The 14,840-nt window shown below is 38.0% G+C and carries 13 protein-coding genes and 1 tRNA gene; 1 reads left to right on the top strand and 13 read right to left on the bottom strand.

Annotation, left to right across the window (positions count from 1 at the left end):
• The 12 genes from LMF32_RS08440 to LMF32_RS08385 all read right to left on the bottom strand — a co-directional run bounded on the left by LMF32_RS08440 (window position 1) and on the right by LMF32_RS08385 (window position 12,231).
• Window positions 1-744: an alpha/beta fold hydrolase gene (locus tag LMF32_RS08440; protein ID WP_230524479.1), complete on the bottom strand. Its 744-nt coding sequence runs from the start codon at window positions 742-744 to the stop codon at window positions 1-3.
• Window positions 745-901: 157 nt separating this feature from the next.
• Complete coding sequence (gene secG, locus LMF32_RS08435) at window positions 902-1,138, bottom strand: preprotein translocase subunit SecG (protein ID WP_092480599.1); 237 nt, start codon at window positions 1,136-1,138, stop codon at window positions 902-904.
• A gap of 115 nt (window positions 1,139-1,253) precedes the next feature.
• Window positions 1,254-2,924, bottom strand: coding sequence for an alpha-amylase family glycosyl hydrolase (locus LMF32_RS08430; RefSeq protein ID WP_188205130.1), 1,671 nt, complete (start codon window positions 2,922-2,924; stop codon window positions 1,254-1,256).
• Between the two features lie 196 nt (window positions 2,925-3,120).
• The gene (gene eno, locus LMF32_RS08425) at window positions 3,121-4,422 is read right to left on the bottom strand and encodes a phosphopyruvate hydratase (protein ID WP_230524478.1); all 1,302 of its coding nucleotides are present in this window, start codon (window positions 4,420-4,422) and stop codon (window positions 3,121-3,123) included.
• 116 nt (window positions 4,423-4,538) lie between these two features.
• The gene (gene gpmI / locus LMF32_RS08420) at window positions 4,539-6,071 is read right to left on the bottom strand and encodes a 2,3-bisphosphoglycerate-independent phosphoglycerate mutase (RefSeq protein WP_230524477.1); all 1,533 of its coding nucleotides are present in this window, start codon (window positions 6,069-6,071) and stop codon (window positions 4,539-4,541) included.
• Entirely contained in the window at window positions 6,071-6,826 is a 756-nt protein-coding gene (tpiA, locus tag LMF32_RS08415; RefSeq protein ID WP_092480594.1) for a triose-phosphate isomerase, read from the bottom strand. Before tpiA ends, gpmI begins: the two co-directional genes overlap by 1 nt.
• 48 nt (window positions 6,827-6,874) lie before the next feature.
• Window positions 6,875-8,062 (bottom strand): phosphoglycerate kinase, encoded by a 1,188-nt coding sequence (locus LMF32_RS08410; RefSeq protein ID WP_188205127.1) that lies wholly within the window; start codon window positions 8,060-8,062, stop codon window positions 6,875-6,877.
• Between the two features lie 124 nt (window positions 8,063-8,186).
• A complete protein-coding gene (gap, locus tag LMF32_RS08405) occupies window positions 8,187-9,188 on the bottom strand; it encodes a type I glyceraldehyde-3-phosphate dehydrogenase (protein WP_230524476.1) in 1,002 nt (333 codons plus the stop codon).
• A gap of 41 nt (window positions 9,189-9,229) precedes the next feature.
• The gene (locus LMF32_RS08400) at window positions 9,230-10,267 is read right to left on the bottom strand and encodes a sugar-binding domain-containing protein (RefSeq protein ID WP_230524475.1); all 1,038 of its coding nucleotides are present in this window, start codon (window positions 10,265-10,267) and stop codon (window positions 9,230-9,232) included.
• A gap of 374 nt (window positions 10,268-10,641) precedes the next feature.
• A complete protein-coding gene (locus LMF32_RS08395) occupies window positions 10,642-11,181 on the bottom strand; it encodes a thioredoxin domain-containing protein (protein ID WP_092480590.1) in 540 nt (179 codons plus the stop codon).
• A 167-nt stretch (window positions 11,182-11,348) separates the two neighbouring features.
• Complete coding sequence (gene clpP / locus LMF32_RS08390) at window positions 11,349-11,948, bottom strand: ATP-dependent Clp endopeptidase proteolytic subunit ClpP (protein WP_092480589.1); 600 nt, start codon at window positions 11,946-11,948, stop codon at window positions 11,349-11,351.
• A 211-nt stretch (window positions 11,949-12,159) separates the two neighbouring features.
• Window positions 12,160-12,231, bottom strand: a tRNA-Arg gene (locus LMF32_RS08385).
• Between the two features lie 218 nt (window positions 12,232-12,449).
• Here LMF32_RS08385 and rpoN point away from each other — a divergent pair.
• On the top strand, window positions 12,450-13,799 hold the full coding sequence (gene rpoN / locus LMF32_RS08380; RefSeq protein WP_230524474.1) for an RNA polymerase factor sigma-54: 1,350 nt from the start codon (window positions 12,450-12,452) through the stop codon (window positions 13,797-13,799).
• Window positions 13,800-13,853: 54 nt separating this feature from the next.
• Here rpoN and whiA read toward each other — a convergent pair whose 3' ends face one another.
• Entirely contained in the window at window positions 13,854-14,819 is a 966-nt protein-coding gene (gene whiA / locus LMF32_RS08375) for a DNA-binding protein WhiA (protein WP_092480587.1), read from the bottom strand.
• Window positions 14,820-14,840 lie beyond the last annotated feature (21 nt).

Raw genomic sequence — 14,840 nt, 5'->3', positions numbered from 1 at the left:
TTATCCCCCATTCCACTGTAATTCAGTTAGGAAATTTAATACATCTTGTTCCAATTCTTTACGATCTGGTCCTACTGTTACCGAATGAGGACTATTTTCATACCAATGGAAATCAACATCAGCCTTAGCAAAAGCTTCTTTTAATTCATACGCAATGTGACTATTGATCAATTCATCTTTACCACCTTGAGCAATAAACACTGGTTTTTCAACCGACCCATATTGAGGGGCCATTTCATCTACTAACTTCCGAATGTCAGCTAATTGCTTGTCCAATTTTTCTTCCAATTCTGGAAGACGTTGTTGAACGACCTCTTTTGACTCTCCATTTTTGTATTTCTTCGCGATCATAAAGTCTAAAAATTCTTTTCTGACATTTGTAGTATCATTATGGATAGCTGGTGAACTGAATGTCCCGCTGGCCAATAGATTTTCATCCAACATCAATTTAGTTGCGATGATACCGCCTAATGACAATCCAAAAGCAGCTACCTCTTGATATCCTTCTTCTCTCAAGAACTGAAGAGCTTTTTTAGCATCTTCTATCCAATCTTTAGGAGAAACTTCTAAAATATCTTCTAGATCATGTGTCCCATGTCCACTAAACGTTGGGCTGTATACTGTATAATTTTCTCTTTCTAATGCTCGTCCTAACATGCGTACGTCATTAGGTGTACTACTATATGCGTGGAATAATAAAACGGCTCTTTTTCCACCTTTAAAATAAAACGATCTGTCTTTCATGCAATGCCTCCTGTTTTTCCCTGTTACTTATATTTTACTTGAAATTTGTGTATTTTCCTATCAATACACAATGAAAAGCGCGCTTATACACCACTTTATTAGAGTCGTATATATATAAAAAAAGCCGCCCTAATGATTCGGCAGCTTTTTAAAGTATTTAATTTGCGGATAAATAAGCTAATACGATAGCTAATACGATGAACAACGTTCCTAAGACCGATGTAATACGCTGTAGCACAGCTTCAAAACCGCGTTTTTTTTGTTTTCCAAATAATTGTTCTGCTCCTCCACTTAAGGCACTGGAAGCACTGTTTGTTTTGCTTGGCTGCATGGCAACAATAATAATCAGTAACACAGATACGATCAATTCAGCAATTAAAAGTGTATTGTACAACTTCATTGCCCTCCCGTCTAGCTTTTCTTCTACCATTCACTTTAACATACCTTATTCAAAATTACTAGAAGAGATTCACGTTTTTATCGTTCTATCGCTCTTTTTTCCACTACACTTATTTTACCAAAACCATCGTGCCATAAGGACTTAAAGTCAAAAGAGTATTTTCTACTTTATTGTTGCTGTTCGTTAGAATGATTTTTGCCTCCGAAACTTCTTTGGTCAACTCTATTGTTTCTTCATTGTCTGAAAAATTGCAATAGACCCAGCCTTTTTCATCTCCAAGATTTCGTTCATAGACCACTAACTGGTCTTTCGTTTCTTGCATATGATAGTCGCCATCCCTAAAAAGGGGCGTCTTTTTCAATGAAATCAACTGTTTATAAAAGTTTAGAATACTGCTTGGTTTTCCTTGCTGACTTTTCACGTTGTATATCTCTTCTCGATTATAACGAGTCCATGGAGTTGCCTGCTGAGTAAATCCAACTTTTTCACTCTCATTCCATTGCATGATTCCTCTTGAAGTATCTCGTGATGTGAAGTTTAGGTTGTACATGATTTTTTCATGATCCCATCCTAGTTTTTCTGCCTCCTCATAAAAGGATACAGCTTCTTGGTCTCCCATTTGTTCTGGATTAGTGTATTCGAAATTCTGCATTCCGATTTCTTCCCCATAATAGATGATTGGGATTCCCTTTTGAAGATACAATAGAGCAGCGGTCATCGTTTGGCTGTTATCTCGGTACTGTTTGGTATTGCCGTATTTGTGCTGATGTCTTGGTTCATCATGATTATTCCAATACAGTATCGGTCCGCCAGTATAAGAGACTTTCTCTTGAAATTCTTTTTGAATTTGTTTGAACTTTTTCAAATCAAGTGGAGCCCATTGCAGTTCTTTCGGTAATCTATCTTCTACCTGACTCGTATCTTCAGGAAAATGAGTGAGCGTAATGATTTTATCTACTCTGTCCGCTTCTGGCAGGGTGTATTTCTTTGTGATCTCAGCAGTCGCACTGGTAGCTTCTCCTATTATCAGAATATCTTCATTTCTAGCTTTGATTCTTTTCTTGATTTCATTCAAATAGTCGATCAATCTATCCCCATACTCTACCATCTCTGTTCCAGGTCCTTCTTCGTCAGGATGGTCTGGTAAGTTTTTGTCGACAGACATGTAAATAAATGCATCAAAGCGAAATCCGTCGATTCCTTTTGCGATCAAATAATCTAGAGTATCTAACATTTCTTTTCGCAAATCAGGATTATCCCAGTTTAAATCTGCCATACTTTGCTTGAACAAATGCAAATAAAATTGGTCACCGTTTTCCTCTTTCGTCCACACAGATTCTCCAAGTTCCGCCGTCCAATTCGTAGGATGAGATTTCCCTTTTGTAGCATCCGCCCAAATGTAATAATCCCGATAAGGGTTGTCTTTCCCTTTTATGGCTTCTTTAAACCATGGATGTTCGATAGAGGTATGGTGCAATGGAAAGTCATAAATTAGTTTCATCCCTCGTTTATGGACTTCCTCGATCAACTTTTTACCTTCACTTTGTTCGCCAAACAACGGATCGATTTTTTTGTAGTCTATGACATCATATCCGTTGTCGTCTTGAGGAGACAATGCCAACGGATTGACCCATAAAGTATTCACGCCTAGAGACTGAACGTAATCTAAGCGCTGCAAGATTCCTTCAATATCTCCTATTCCGTCATCATTCGTGTCTTGAAAACTTCTTGGATAAATTTGGTAAATAATCGCTTCTTCCCACCATTTTTTATTCGACATCGATTCACCTTCCCAGTAAAAATCATGTAGTTGATTAAAGTTTACCAATCTTCGCTTTCTCATGCATGTATTCTAACTCGTTTTTCTTTTCCACATCTAAACGAAAAAAGCTTTCCTTCCTACTTTTATACAGTAGAAAGGAAAGCTTTTAACTTGTGTCGGCAAATACTTCTATTTGACCGATTAAGAAATTAAATTATTTGTTTTTTAGGTTGTAGAAAGCTTGTAAACCTTCGTATACAGCTAAGTCGCCTAATTGGTCTTCGATACGTAACAATTGGTTGTATTTAGCGATACGGTCAGTACGGCTTAATGAACCAGTTTTGATTTGACCAGCGTTTGTAGCTACTGAGATGTCAGCAATTGTTGAATCTTCAGTTTCACCAGAACGGTGAGAGATTACAGCAGTGTAACCAGCTTTTTTAGCCATTTCGATAGCGTCAAATGTTTCTGTTAAAGTACCGATTTGGTTAACTTTGATTAAGATTGAGTTACCGATTTCTTGTTTGATACCTTTAGACAAGATTTCAGTGTTTGTAACGAACAAGTCGTCACCAACTAATTGAACTTTATCGCCTAAGCGTTCAGTTAATAGTTTCCAACCTTCCCAGTCGTTTTCGTCCATACCATCTTCAATAGAGATGATTGGGTATTTGTTAACTAATTCTTCCAAGTAGTCTACTTGTTCAGCAGCAGTACGTTTAGCACCATTTTCGCCTTCGAATTTAGCGTAGTTGTAAACGCCGTCTTCGTAGAATTCTGAAGAAGCACAGTCAAATCCTAGGTATACATCTTTACCTGGTTCTAGACCAACTTTTTTGATTGCTTCAAGGATAGTTTCTACTCCATCTTCAGTACCTTCGAAACGAGGTGCGAATCCACCTTCATCCCCAACAGATGTTTCTAAACCACGAGATTTCAAGATTGATTTCAATGCATGGAAGATTTCAGCTCCCCAACGTAATGCTTCTTTGAATGTTGGAGCTCCAACAGGTAAGATCATGAACTCTTGGAATGCGATTGGAGCATCAGAGTGAGATCCACCGTTAATGATGTTCATCATTGGTGTTGGCAATACTTTAGTGTTGAATCCGCCTAAATATTGGAACAAAGGTACATCTAGGTAGTCAGCAGCTGCACGAGCAACAGCGATAGAAACACCTAAAATAGCGTTAGCTCCCAATTTAGCTTTGTTTGGAGTACCGTCTAAGTCGATCATAGCTTTATCGATAGCCATTTGATCACGTACGTCAAATCCGATGATTGCTTCTGAGATAATGTTGTTTACGTTATCTACAGCTTTTTGAACACCTTTACCTAAATAACGGTCATTGTCGCCGTCACGTAATTCAATAGCTTCGTGTTCTCCAGTTGAAGCTCCTGAAGGAACCATTCCGCGACCAAAAGCGCCACTCTCTGTATAAACTTCAACTTCAATAGTTGGGTTACCGCGTGAATCTAAAACTTCTCTTGCTAAAATGTCTGTAATGTATGGCATTTGTTTTCTCTCCTTTGAGTTTATCAAATTGGAACTTGGACGCTTTATTGCCCAAATTCAGTTTAGTTAATTTTGATTAGCTTTGCAACTAGAAACATTTTGTCTCCTGTTACTTTTTAGTTTTTAACAATCAATGATTCACCAGTCATTTCAACTGGTTTTTCAACGTTTAGTAAATCTAACATTGTTGGTGCAACATCAGCAAGACGGCCGTCCTCACGTAATGTTACGCCTTTTTTCGTTACGATTACTGGTACTGGTACTGTTGTATGAGCTGTATGAGGCTCTCCAGTTGGTGTTGTCATTGTATCTGCATTTCCGTGATCAGCGAAAATAACAGCATAACCGCCTTTTTCTATGATGGCATCAACGACACGTCCCAAGTTTTCATCTACTGCTTCAATAGCCTTGATAGTTGGTTCTAACATTCCGGAATGACCAACCATATCAGGGTTAGCAAAGTTTAAGATGATAGCATCTTGTTTATCTGCTTCGATATCAGCAACTAATGCATCTGTAACTTCATACGCACTCATTTCTGGTTTTAAATCGTATGTTTCAACTTTAGGAGAAGGAATCAAGATTCGGCTTTCTCCTTCAAATTCCTCGTTACGTCCACCATTCATAAAGAAAGTAACGTGAGGGTATTTTTCAGTTTCCGCAATACGCAATTGTTGCAATCCGTGTTGAGACAACACTTCTCCTAATACATTTTTCAATGCGATAGGCGGGAAAGCAACTTCTGCTTTGATGCTTGGGTTGTAAAGTGTCATCGTCACTAATTTAAGATTGTTAGGACGAACGCCACGATCAAAGAATTCCCATTCATCATTGGTTACAGCGTTTGACAATTGGATAGCACGGTCTGGACGGAAGTTAAAGAAAATAATAGCATCATTATCTTCAACGGTTGCCACAGGTTTTCCATTTTTAAGGATTACTGTAGGAGCAACAAATTCATCCATTTTGCCAACTTCATAGCTGTTTTTCACGGCATCGACTGCTGAGTCGGCAAAATTGCCTTCACCATGGAATATAGCATTGTATGCTTTTTCCACACGTTCCCAGCGTTTGTCACGGTCCATAGCATAGAAACGCCCTGAAACAGTAGCAATTTCACCCATGCCGATTTCTTTCATTTCTTTTTCTAATTGCTCAACGTAGCCTAAACCAGAATCAGGTGCAACATCGCGTCCGTCTAAAAATGCATGAACGTATACGTTTGGAACACCTTTTTCTTTAGCTGTTTTGATCAAAGAGATCAAGTGATTGATGTGGCTGTGAACTCCACCATCTGATAATAAACCAAACAAGTGAAGACTAGAATTCATTTCAACAGCTTGTTTCATTGTGCTGTTCAAAACTTCATTCTGTTGGAATTCACCGTCTGCAATAGCTTTGTCGATTCGAGTTAAACTTTGGTATACGATACGGCCAGCGCCGATATTTGTATGACCAACTTCTGAGTTCCCCATTTGTCCTTCTGGCAATCCAACATCTAAACCTGATGCTTTCAGAGTAGCATGTGGATAAGTTGCCATATAGCGATCAAAATTAGGTTTTTTCGCTTGAGCTACTGCATTACCCATAGTTTCTTTACGACAACCGAAACCATCTAAAATGATGATAGCTACTGGTGATTTACTCATTATTTATTAGCCTCCAATAGTGCTAGGAAAGAATCTGCTTCTAGACTTGCTCCTCCAACTAATGCTCCATCAACATCTGGTTGTTCCATTAACTCAGCAATGTTAGCTGGTTTAACACTTCCACCATATTGAATACGTACTGCATCAGCAGCTGAACGTGAAAATTCTTTTGCTACAGTTTCACGAATTACAGAGATTGTTTCATTTGCTTCTTCGGAAGTAGCTGTTTTACCAGTACCGATTGCCCAGATTGGTTCGTAAGCAATAACGATTTCGCTAACTTGTCCTTCAGTTAAGCCTTTCAATCCAGCTTTAACTTGGTCGCTAACTAATTCATTAGTTTGTCCAGCTTCACGTTGTTCTAAAGTTTCTCCACAACAGAAGATAGGAATCATACCATTTTTGAAAATAGCATGTGCTTTTTTGTTGATTTCTTCATCTGTTTCGTGGAAGATTTCACGACGTTCAGAGTGACCGATGATAACATAGCTTACTCCAAGATCGCTTAAAGCTTTAGGACTTACTTCTCCTGTAAATGCTCCTTCTTCTTCAAAGTAGCAGTTTTGAGCAGCAATTTTTAAATCTGTTCCTTCAGCAGCTTTTACTAAGTCTTGTAAGAATAGTGCAGGAGCTCCTACAACAGAGTCTACTACGTCAGCAGAAGGGATTTTACCTTTAACTTCTTCTACAAATTCGCGTGCTTCAGAAGCTGTTTTATTCATTTTCCAGTTTCCGGCAATAATAGGTTTACGCATGATAAAACCTTCTTTCATTTATTTTTGTTTCGATGATGTCTCCAAAGATTATTTATCAGAAATAGCTGCCAATCCTGGCAATTCTTTTCCTTCTAAATACTCTAATGAAGCTCCACCACCTGTTGAGATGTGTGTGAATTGATCAGCATAGCCTAATTGTTGAGCAGCTGCAGCAGAATCTCCACCACCGATAATAGTGATAGCATCTTCTAATTCAGCTAATGCTTTACATACACCAATTGTTCCTTCTGCAAAGTTAGACATTTCAAACACGCCCATTGGACCATTCCATACAACTGTTTGAGCGCCTTCTAAGGCTTCTTTGAACAATTCGATTGTCTTAGGACCGATGTCTAATCCCATTTGATCTTCAGGAACTGGTCCTTCATGAACTTCTGTTGGGACGTCATTGCTGAATTCTTTAGCCGTAACGTTATCGATAGGCAAGACTAATTTGTCGCCAGCTTTTGCAAGTAATTCTTTAGCTAATTCGATTTTGTCGTCTTCAACTAATGATTTACCAATTTGGATGCCTTGAGCTGCGTAGAAAGTATATGCCATACCTCCACCGATCAATACTTTGTCTGCTTTTTCTAATAAGTTTTCAATAACGCCAATTTTATCACTAACTTTAGCTCCACCTAAGATAGCCACGAAAGGACGTTTAGGAGTGTCTACAGCGCCGCCGATAAATTTGATTTCATTGTCCATTAGGTAACCAGCAGCTGTTTCTAAGTGAGAAGCGATCCCAACGTTAGAAGCGTGAGAACGGTGTGCTGTTCCGAATGCATCGTTAACGAACACATCGCCTAAGCTTGCCCAGTATTTACCAAGTTCAGGGTCATTTTTACTTTCTTTTTTACCATCTAAATCTTCAAAACGAGTGTTTTCAACCATTAAAACGTCGCCTGATTGCATTGCAGCAATAGCGTCTTCTAATTCTTGACCGCGAGTTACAGGAACAAACGTTACGTCTTTTCCTAATAATTCACTCAAACGTTCTGCAACAGGTTTTAACGTTTTATCAGCTTTGTCTTCTTCAGTTTTGATTTTTCCTAGATGAGAGAAAAGAACCAATTTTCCGCCTTGTTCCAAAATGTAATTGATTGTTGGAAGTGCAGCTTGGATACGGTTATCGTTAGTAATTTTTCCGTCTTTCATAGGAACGTTAAAATCAGCACGTTCTAAGACAACTTTGCCTTTTAAATCCATATCTGTAACAGCTTTTTTTGCCATATTAAAATCCTCCTCGGTGTCCTTTACTTGCATGCTTTAACAATGAAAAAAGCGGAGAAGCGCGTCGCTTCCCCGCTTATCATTGTAATTTTATACTCCTAACAAATAATTGTTATTCGTTAAATTACAGTTTTGCAAAGTATTCTAAAGTACGAATCAATTGAGAAGTGTATGACATTTCGTTATCATACCAAGCAACAGTTTTAACAATTTGTTTGTCACCAACAGTGATAACTTTTGTTTGAGTTGCATCGTATAATGAACCATATGACATTCCTAAGATATCAGAAGAAACGATTGCATCTTCAGTATATCCGTAAGATTCGTTAGCTGCTGCTTTCATTGCTGCGTCTACTTCTTCAGCAGTAACTTTAGTTTTTAATACAGATTGTAATTCAGTTAAAGAACCAGCAGCAACAGGAACACGTTGTGCAGCTCCATCTAATTTACCTTTTAATTCTGGTAATACTTCACCGATTGCTTTAGCAGCACCAGTTGTATTAGGGATAATGTTAGCTGCTGCAGCACGAGCACGACGGAAGTCGCCTTTTGGATGTGGAGCATCTAATGTATTTTGGTCACCTGTGTAAGCGTGGATAGTTGTCATTAATCCTAATTCAATACCAAATTTGTCATTTAGTACTTGAGCCATAGGAGCTAAACAGTTAGTAGTACAAGAAGCACCTGAAATAACTGTTTCAGAACCGTCAAGAGTTTCGTGGTTTACATTGTAAACGATTGTTTTCATGTCACCAGTTGCTGGTGCAGAGATAACAACTTTTTTAGCTCCTGCTTTAATGTGTAATTCAGCTTTTTCTTGAGTAGTGAAGAAACCAGTACATTCTAATACGATTTCAACTCCAAGTTCTCCCCATGGAAGTTCTTCTGGGTTACGGTTGCTTAATACTTTAACGTCTTTACCGTTAACTGTAAATGCACCATCTTTAACCTCAACGTCTCCATTGAAACGTCCTTGAGTTGTATCATATTTTAATAAGTGAGCTAACATTTTTGGATCTGTTAAGTCGTTAACCGCAACCACTTCAATACCTTCTAATTCTTGAATACGACGGAATGCTAGACGACCAATACGTCCGAAACCATTAATACCTACTTTTACTGACATAACTAGATTTCCTCCTTTAGAAAATCGAAAATTTATTTATTTTAAAGGGTTATCCCTTTTAAAATCTGGTTAGCGGCACCTTCATCCGTGATCAACCACGTTTGAGACGGTGCGTTTTTCATATAAGCTTTGATCGCTTCTGCTTTCGATTCTCCGGCAGCAACAATAATGACACTAGGTATCGTTGTCAACTTACTGGATTGCATACCGATGCGCGGGATTTTATACACCACTTCACCTTCTGCATTGTAAAACTCTCCGAAAGACTCTGCAACCGCAGCATTATCTTCAAGCAGCGCGAGTATCTCATTATCAAGTCCTCGTCGCTGTGCCATATGACTTGCGTCTCCTATACTATAGATTACACAATTTGCTTTTTTTATCAAATCTAACGTTTTTTTCACGCTGGGTTCTTTTAACAAAAAGCCATATGTCTCTTTTCCTACTTGTTCTGGTACGTACAATGCTTGATTCTTTCCGCCAGTTGCCTCAGCTAATTTAGCACTAATAGAGTTTGCTTGTATTTCAACAGACTCTCCTAAACCGCCTCGAGCCGGAACGAAAAACAATTCACGGTTCCTTGACAGATTTTCATCAAAGCGATTGGCTACTGCAGCCATCGTTGTACCACCCATGACAGCAATGATATTTTTTCCATCCGGAAGCAAAAAATCCAACGTTTCATAAGTCGCTCTGCTTAAATCAGTAATGACTCTGGATTGTTTGTCCAAGTTTCCAGGAACAATGATGCATTGCTCGATTTGGAAACAGGCAGCTAGATTTTTCTCGCGATTCCCCATACCTAATTGTTGTCCCATCAATTGGTCAAAAGAACGATAGACTTCTTCTCCCAAGGGCGTCAACAACATACCGGATTTAGTTGAATGGACTAGATGCTGTTTTTTTAAAACATCTACTTCTGTTCGCAAGCTTCTTTCTGAAATACCTATTTTATCTGCTAAGATGCGTCTTCCAATTGGTCCTAACAAATAGATGTTCCTTAAAATTTGGTGTCTCTCTTTCAGAGTGTCCATTACGTCAGGAGCTACTTTTTCTATCACAGACAGAACCTCTTCCATGAGCCACCTCTTTCTTACTGGGTCGTTTTTTGTCCACGTCAGCCGTTTAGCGACCCTCGTTGTCGAAAAAAACAAAGAGATTAAAATGGAAAAAGACAATTGATTTCAAATCATACGCTTATTTCTACATTTTCACAGAACTTTAAAGCCTGTTTGATCTCTTACAGCATCTATTCTACCAATTCTAGCCCCAACATGCAACCTATTAATTCATCAGTTTTCGTTGTGTAAATGAGTTCACTTTTTCATCTATGGCAAAATCTTGTCAAAAAGCATTACTGAGAGAGTTGATCTTTACAAAAAAAGCTTTTGAAAAATTAAACTCTCTCTTACTTTTTGTCAAAGTTGTTACCAAACAACGACCAGGACTCATACTATTTATTTTTCTCGTATTCGGAATCAATGATAGTTTTCAGTTCTTCTAGAGAAATATTCTCATCAAAAATATTTTCTCCAATAAAGACAGAAGGAACAAAAAAGACATTTGCTTCTTTAGTTTCATTGAGGATGCCATTGATCTCAATCTCGTTCGGTTGATGAGTCAATCCACGCTTTTCGACCGCATATTCAGCAATCTCCTCATGACTTTTCAACATTCCCCACTCATTTTGATGCGCTAATAAGTAATCGATCTCCATCAAAGCTTCTTCTGGTTTCTTGTAATCCAAATGATGATGAAGGACATTCCCTCTTTTTAAACTTGGTTTTTCTTTATCAAAAAGTTTGATGACGCGTTGAACTTTTCCTTCTTGTACGTACTCATTTAATAGATCTTTGGTATCAAAGTACCATTTCTTACAGTACGGGCAAGCCAAGTTAATAAATTCAATGACTTTAACAGGCGCACTTTCCGGTCCAATTTTAAAACCATAGGTTACATTTACTTTATCTGCATTCATATTACTCGTATCCATATCGTACCTCCTCTTAATGTTAGTTATTAGTATACCTTCTATTTCTTCAATTGAAAACCAATGTCGTTTAAGATGACTCCCACCGTTACGCTGTGAGTCTTTTGCTATGAGTCTTTTATAGAAGCAAAAGACTCCCTACTTTAAACAGGAAGTCTTTTGCAAAAAAACTATTTATTGGGTAACTCAGTGTTGTTTTCCATTACTTCATCGATCAAGCCATACTCTTTTGCATCTTGAGCAGACATGTAGTTATCACGGTCTGTGTCGCGTTCGATAACTTCGATCGGTTGTCCAGTTCTATCAGACAAGATTTTGTTTAAGCGTTCACGTGTTTTCAAAATGTGACGAGCAGCGATCTCGATTTCAGTTGCTTGCCCTTGTGCTCCACCTAATGGTTGGTGAATCATAATTTCTGCGTTTGGCAAAGCAAAACGTTTGCCTTTTGCTCCTGCAGCTAATAAGAAACTACCCATTGAAGCAGCCATTCCCATTGCGATTGTTTGAACATCAGCTTTAATAAAGTTCATGGTATCGTAAATAGCAAAACCTGCTGTTACGCTACCACCTGGAGAGTTGATGTAAATGTAGATATCTTTTTCTGGATCTTGAGCATCTAAAAAGAGCAACTGAGCAATAACTGAATTTGCTACGTTGTCATCTATCGGGCCGCTCAACATGATAATACGGTCTTTTAATAAACGTGAATAAATATCATAAGCACGTTCTCCTCTTGATGATTGTTCAATAACTGTAGGTACTAAGTTCATGAAGTATTCCTCCTCTAATGTGTTTCCATAAGATTGTATCACACTCATTCTCAAGAATCATTTGAATGAGTTTTCTATAGGTTTATTCTACTCCAATGGTCAATAAAGGTCAAACTTTTTTTATTATTCTTTTTCACCTAAAAGCAAAAAAGCCAGCCACAACGGACCAGCTTCTCTCATAAAACTTTTTTTGACCTTCTGTTTTTTGCAATGCCCCCTGAGGGAATCGAACCCCCATCTCAAGAACCGGAATCTTACGTGATATCCATTACACTAAGGGGACGTAGGATGACAACTATTTTAGTTTATCTAATAATACCTAAAAAAACAAGCTAAAGATTATCTTTTAAAGAATAAAACCAATCTGTATTCTACGATTGGATAAGGCAGCTTTCAAATAATCGTCACATTCCTTACGGGATTTTCTTAAAACTCGTTAATGCTCTTAGCAGAATGTGGTATGATATCGAAGGATATGAAACCGTTTCAAGGAGGATGGACATGAATTTTGAGCAACATTATACCCAACAACAGAAACAAGTTCAAAAGCTGGCTATGACTCAACAATTGCAGCAGTCTATCCAGATGCTGAATATGAACCAAGAAGACTTGGTCCTTTTCCTAAAACAAAAAGCTTTAGGCAACCCTTTGATTGAAATCAAAGTCAAACGACCTACTGCAGACAACTCTTTTAAAAACTCTTACTCGTCATCAAGTGCTTATGCGAGTTACAATCCCATCGATCATCTAGCTGGAGGCCAAATGTCTTTGTTTTCTTATGTAATTGAACAAATTCATTTAACCATGAGAGATACTTACTTGAGAGAATTAGTGCTGTGGCTGGCTAATCATTTAGACAAAAACGGGTACATGACGATTTCCCTAGAAGAAGCTAAACAACAAACAGAAGCTGAAGAAATTCAGTTGATTGATGCGTTAACACTCCTTCAACAACTTGAACCTGCTGGTGTGGGTGCAAGAAACCTGCAAGAATGTTTGATGCTTCAAACAGAACGAGATGATGAAGCACCAAACTTGGCCTATCTTATTTTAGAAGAATCATTTGATTTGTTCAGCTCTCGCAAATGGGAACCTTTAGCTAAAAAATATGGTATCCCGGTATCTGCAGTGCAAGAAGTAGCCGACTATGTACAAAGCTTGACGGCTCACCCTGGAGCTGTTTATTCAACTGAAGATGAACACTTCGTTCGTCCTGACCTGATCGTAACATTAGTAAATGATGAGCTTATGGTGAAATCAGCAAAAACTGGGTTGCCAGTAATCAAATTTCAAACTGATTATTACCAAGACATGCTTTCGGTTGAAGATAAAGATGTCAAAAAGTTTATTCAAGAAAAATATGCAGAATACGATTGGATTCAGCAGAGCTTGCAACAAAGAGAAGAAACAATTATCCGTGTCGGAACAGCTATAGTTGAGCAGCAAAAGGAATTCTTTTTACAAGATTCCCGCCCTTTGACTCCAATGACATTAAAGGAAATTGCACAGCTCTTAGACATACATGAATCTACTGTCAGCAGATCTGTAAATGATAAATTCATTCAAACCGATTTCGGCACATACGAATTGAAGTCCTTCTTTACGACAGGATTGAAACGTTTGTCCGACAATGATTCCATTCAAGCAAATTCTCAAGATGTTTCATCTGACGGAGTGAAACATCGAATAAAAGACCTTATTGCAGAAGAAAACAAATTAAAACCCTTATCTGATCAGAAAATAGCCACTTTGTTGGAAGATGAAGGGATACAGATTTCTAGAAGAACAGTCACCAAATACAGGGAAGCTTTGTCCATTCCTTCATCCACCAATCGAAAACGATATGCCTAAACAAAAAGATTCCTCAGCAGAAGACTGCTGGGAATCTTTTTGTTGTTTATCCACTTAATTGACTAGAACTTCACTTACTTGGCTACTGCCGGTGTTGCTGCGGTGGCTTTCTGCCATTTCATTCAACTTTCGCAATCGGTGATTAATGCCTGATTTGCTGATTTTTCCGCTTGGGACTAAGTCTCCTAGTTCTTTAAGAGTTACATCAGGATTCGCTACTCGTACAAGTGCAATTTCTTTTAACTTATCTGGAAGATTATCCAATCCGATCACTTCATCTAAGTAAAGAATATTTTCGATTTGTTTACTTGCAGCATCAATGGTTTTATTCATATTTGCATTCTCACAATTCACAAGTCGATTCACTGAATTTCGCATATCTCTTACAATTCGAATGTCTTCAAATTTCAACATCGCATTTGTAGCTCCAATAATCGCTAAAAAATCCGCAATTTTTTCAGCTTCTTTCAAATAAGTGATATAGCCATTTCTACGGCTGATTTTCCGAGCGTTTAGTCCAAATTCATTCATCATATCGCACACGTCATCATTGTGTTCTTCATAATTGGAATAAATCTCTAAATGGTATCGGCTCGTTTCCGGGTTATTGACTGAACCGCCTGCTAAGAAAGCCCCTCTTAGATAGGATTTGATTTTTTGATTGTTTTGGGTAATTTCTTTACTTACGTGACCTTGGTACAGCATTCCATCCATGATGGATAAATCTGCTAATACCTTTTTAGTTCCTTGTTTCAAACGAACAATGTACACATTGTTTTTCTTCAGCTTCATTTTTCGTCTGACCAACAATTCACTTTCCACTTCAAAGTGGTCTTTCAATAAAATATAGATTCGTCTTGCAATTGCAGCATTTTCTGATTGTACATTTAGAATAAATTTCTTTTCTACTAAACTAATGCTTCCATTCATTCTAATCAATGCTGCTAGTTCAGCTTTGGCATGTTCACGATGAACTTCCAGCTGAGTCAATTCTTTTTTCGCAGTTGAGGCAAAAGACAATGTTATCTCCTCCTTTCATTT

It is taken from the genome of Desemzia sp. C1, assembly GCF_020882875.1.
Taxonomy (GTDB): Bacteria; Bacillota; Bacilli; order Lactobacillales; family Carnobacteriaceae; genus Desemzia; species Desemzia incerta.
This window is presented reverse-complemented; position numbering and strand designations above follow the sequence as displayed.

Excerpts from the sequence above, each read along its gene's own strand:
- LMF32_RS08440 (WP_230524479.1), bottom strand. The coding sequence starts at position 744 with ATGAAAGACAGATCGTTTTATTTTAAAGGTGGAAAAAGAGCCGTTTTA.
- LMF32_RS08430 (WP_188205130.1), bottom strand. The coding sequence starts at position 2,924 with ATGTCGAATAAAAAATGGTGGGAAGAAGCGATTATTTACCAAATTTAT.
- eno (WP_230524478.1), bottom strand. The coding sequence starts at position 4,422 with ATGCCATACATTACAGACATTTTAGCAAGAGAAGTTTTAGATTCACGC.
- gpmI (WP_230524477.1), bottom strand. The coding sequence starts at position 6,071 with ATGAGTAAATCACCAGTAGCTATCATCATTTTAGATGGTTTCGGTTGT.
- tpiA (WP_092480594.1), bottom strand. The coding sequence starts at position 6,826 with ATGCGTAAACCTATTATTGCCGGAAACTGGAAAATGAATAAAACAGCT.
- LMF32_RS08410 (WP_188205127.1), bottom strand. The coding sequence starts at position 8,062 with ATGGCAAAAAAAGCTGTTACAGATATGGATTTAAAAGGCAAAGTTGTC.
- gap (WP_230524476.1), bottom strand. The coding sequence starts at position 9,188 with ATGTCAGTAAAAGTAGGTATTAATGGTTTCGGACGTATTGGTCGTCTA.
- LMF32_RS08400 (WP_230524475.1), bottom strand. The coding sequence starts at position 10,267 with ATGGAAGAGGTTCTGTCTGTGATAGAAAAAGTAGCTCCTGACGTAATG.
- LMF32_RS08395 (WP_092480590.1), bottom strand. The coding sequence starts at position 11,181 with ATGGATACGAGTAATATGAATGCAGATAAAGTAAATGTAACCTATGGT.
- clpP (WP_092480589.1), bottom strand. The coding sequence starts at position 11,948 with ATGAACTTAGTACCTACAGTTATTGAACAATCATCAAGAGGAGAACGT.
- rpoN (WP_230524474.1), top strand. The coding sequence starts at position 12,450 with ATGAATTTTGAGCAACATTATACCCAACAACAGAAACAAGTTCAAAAG.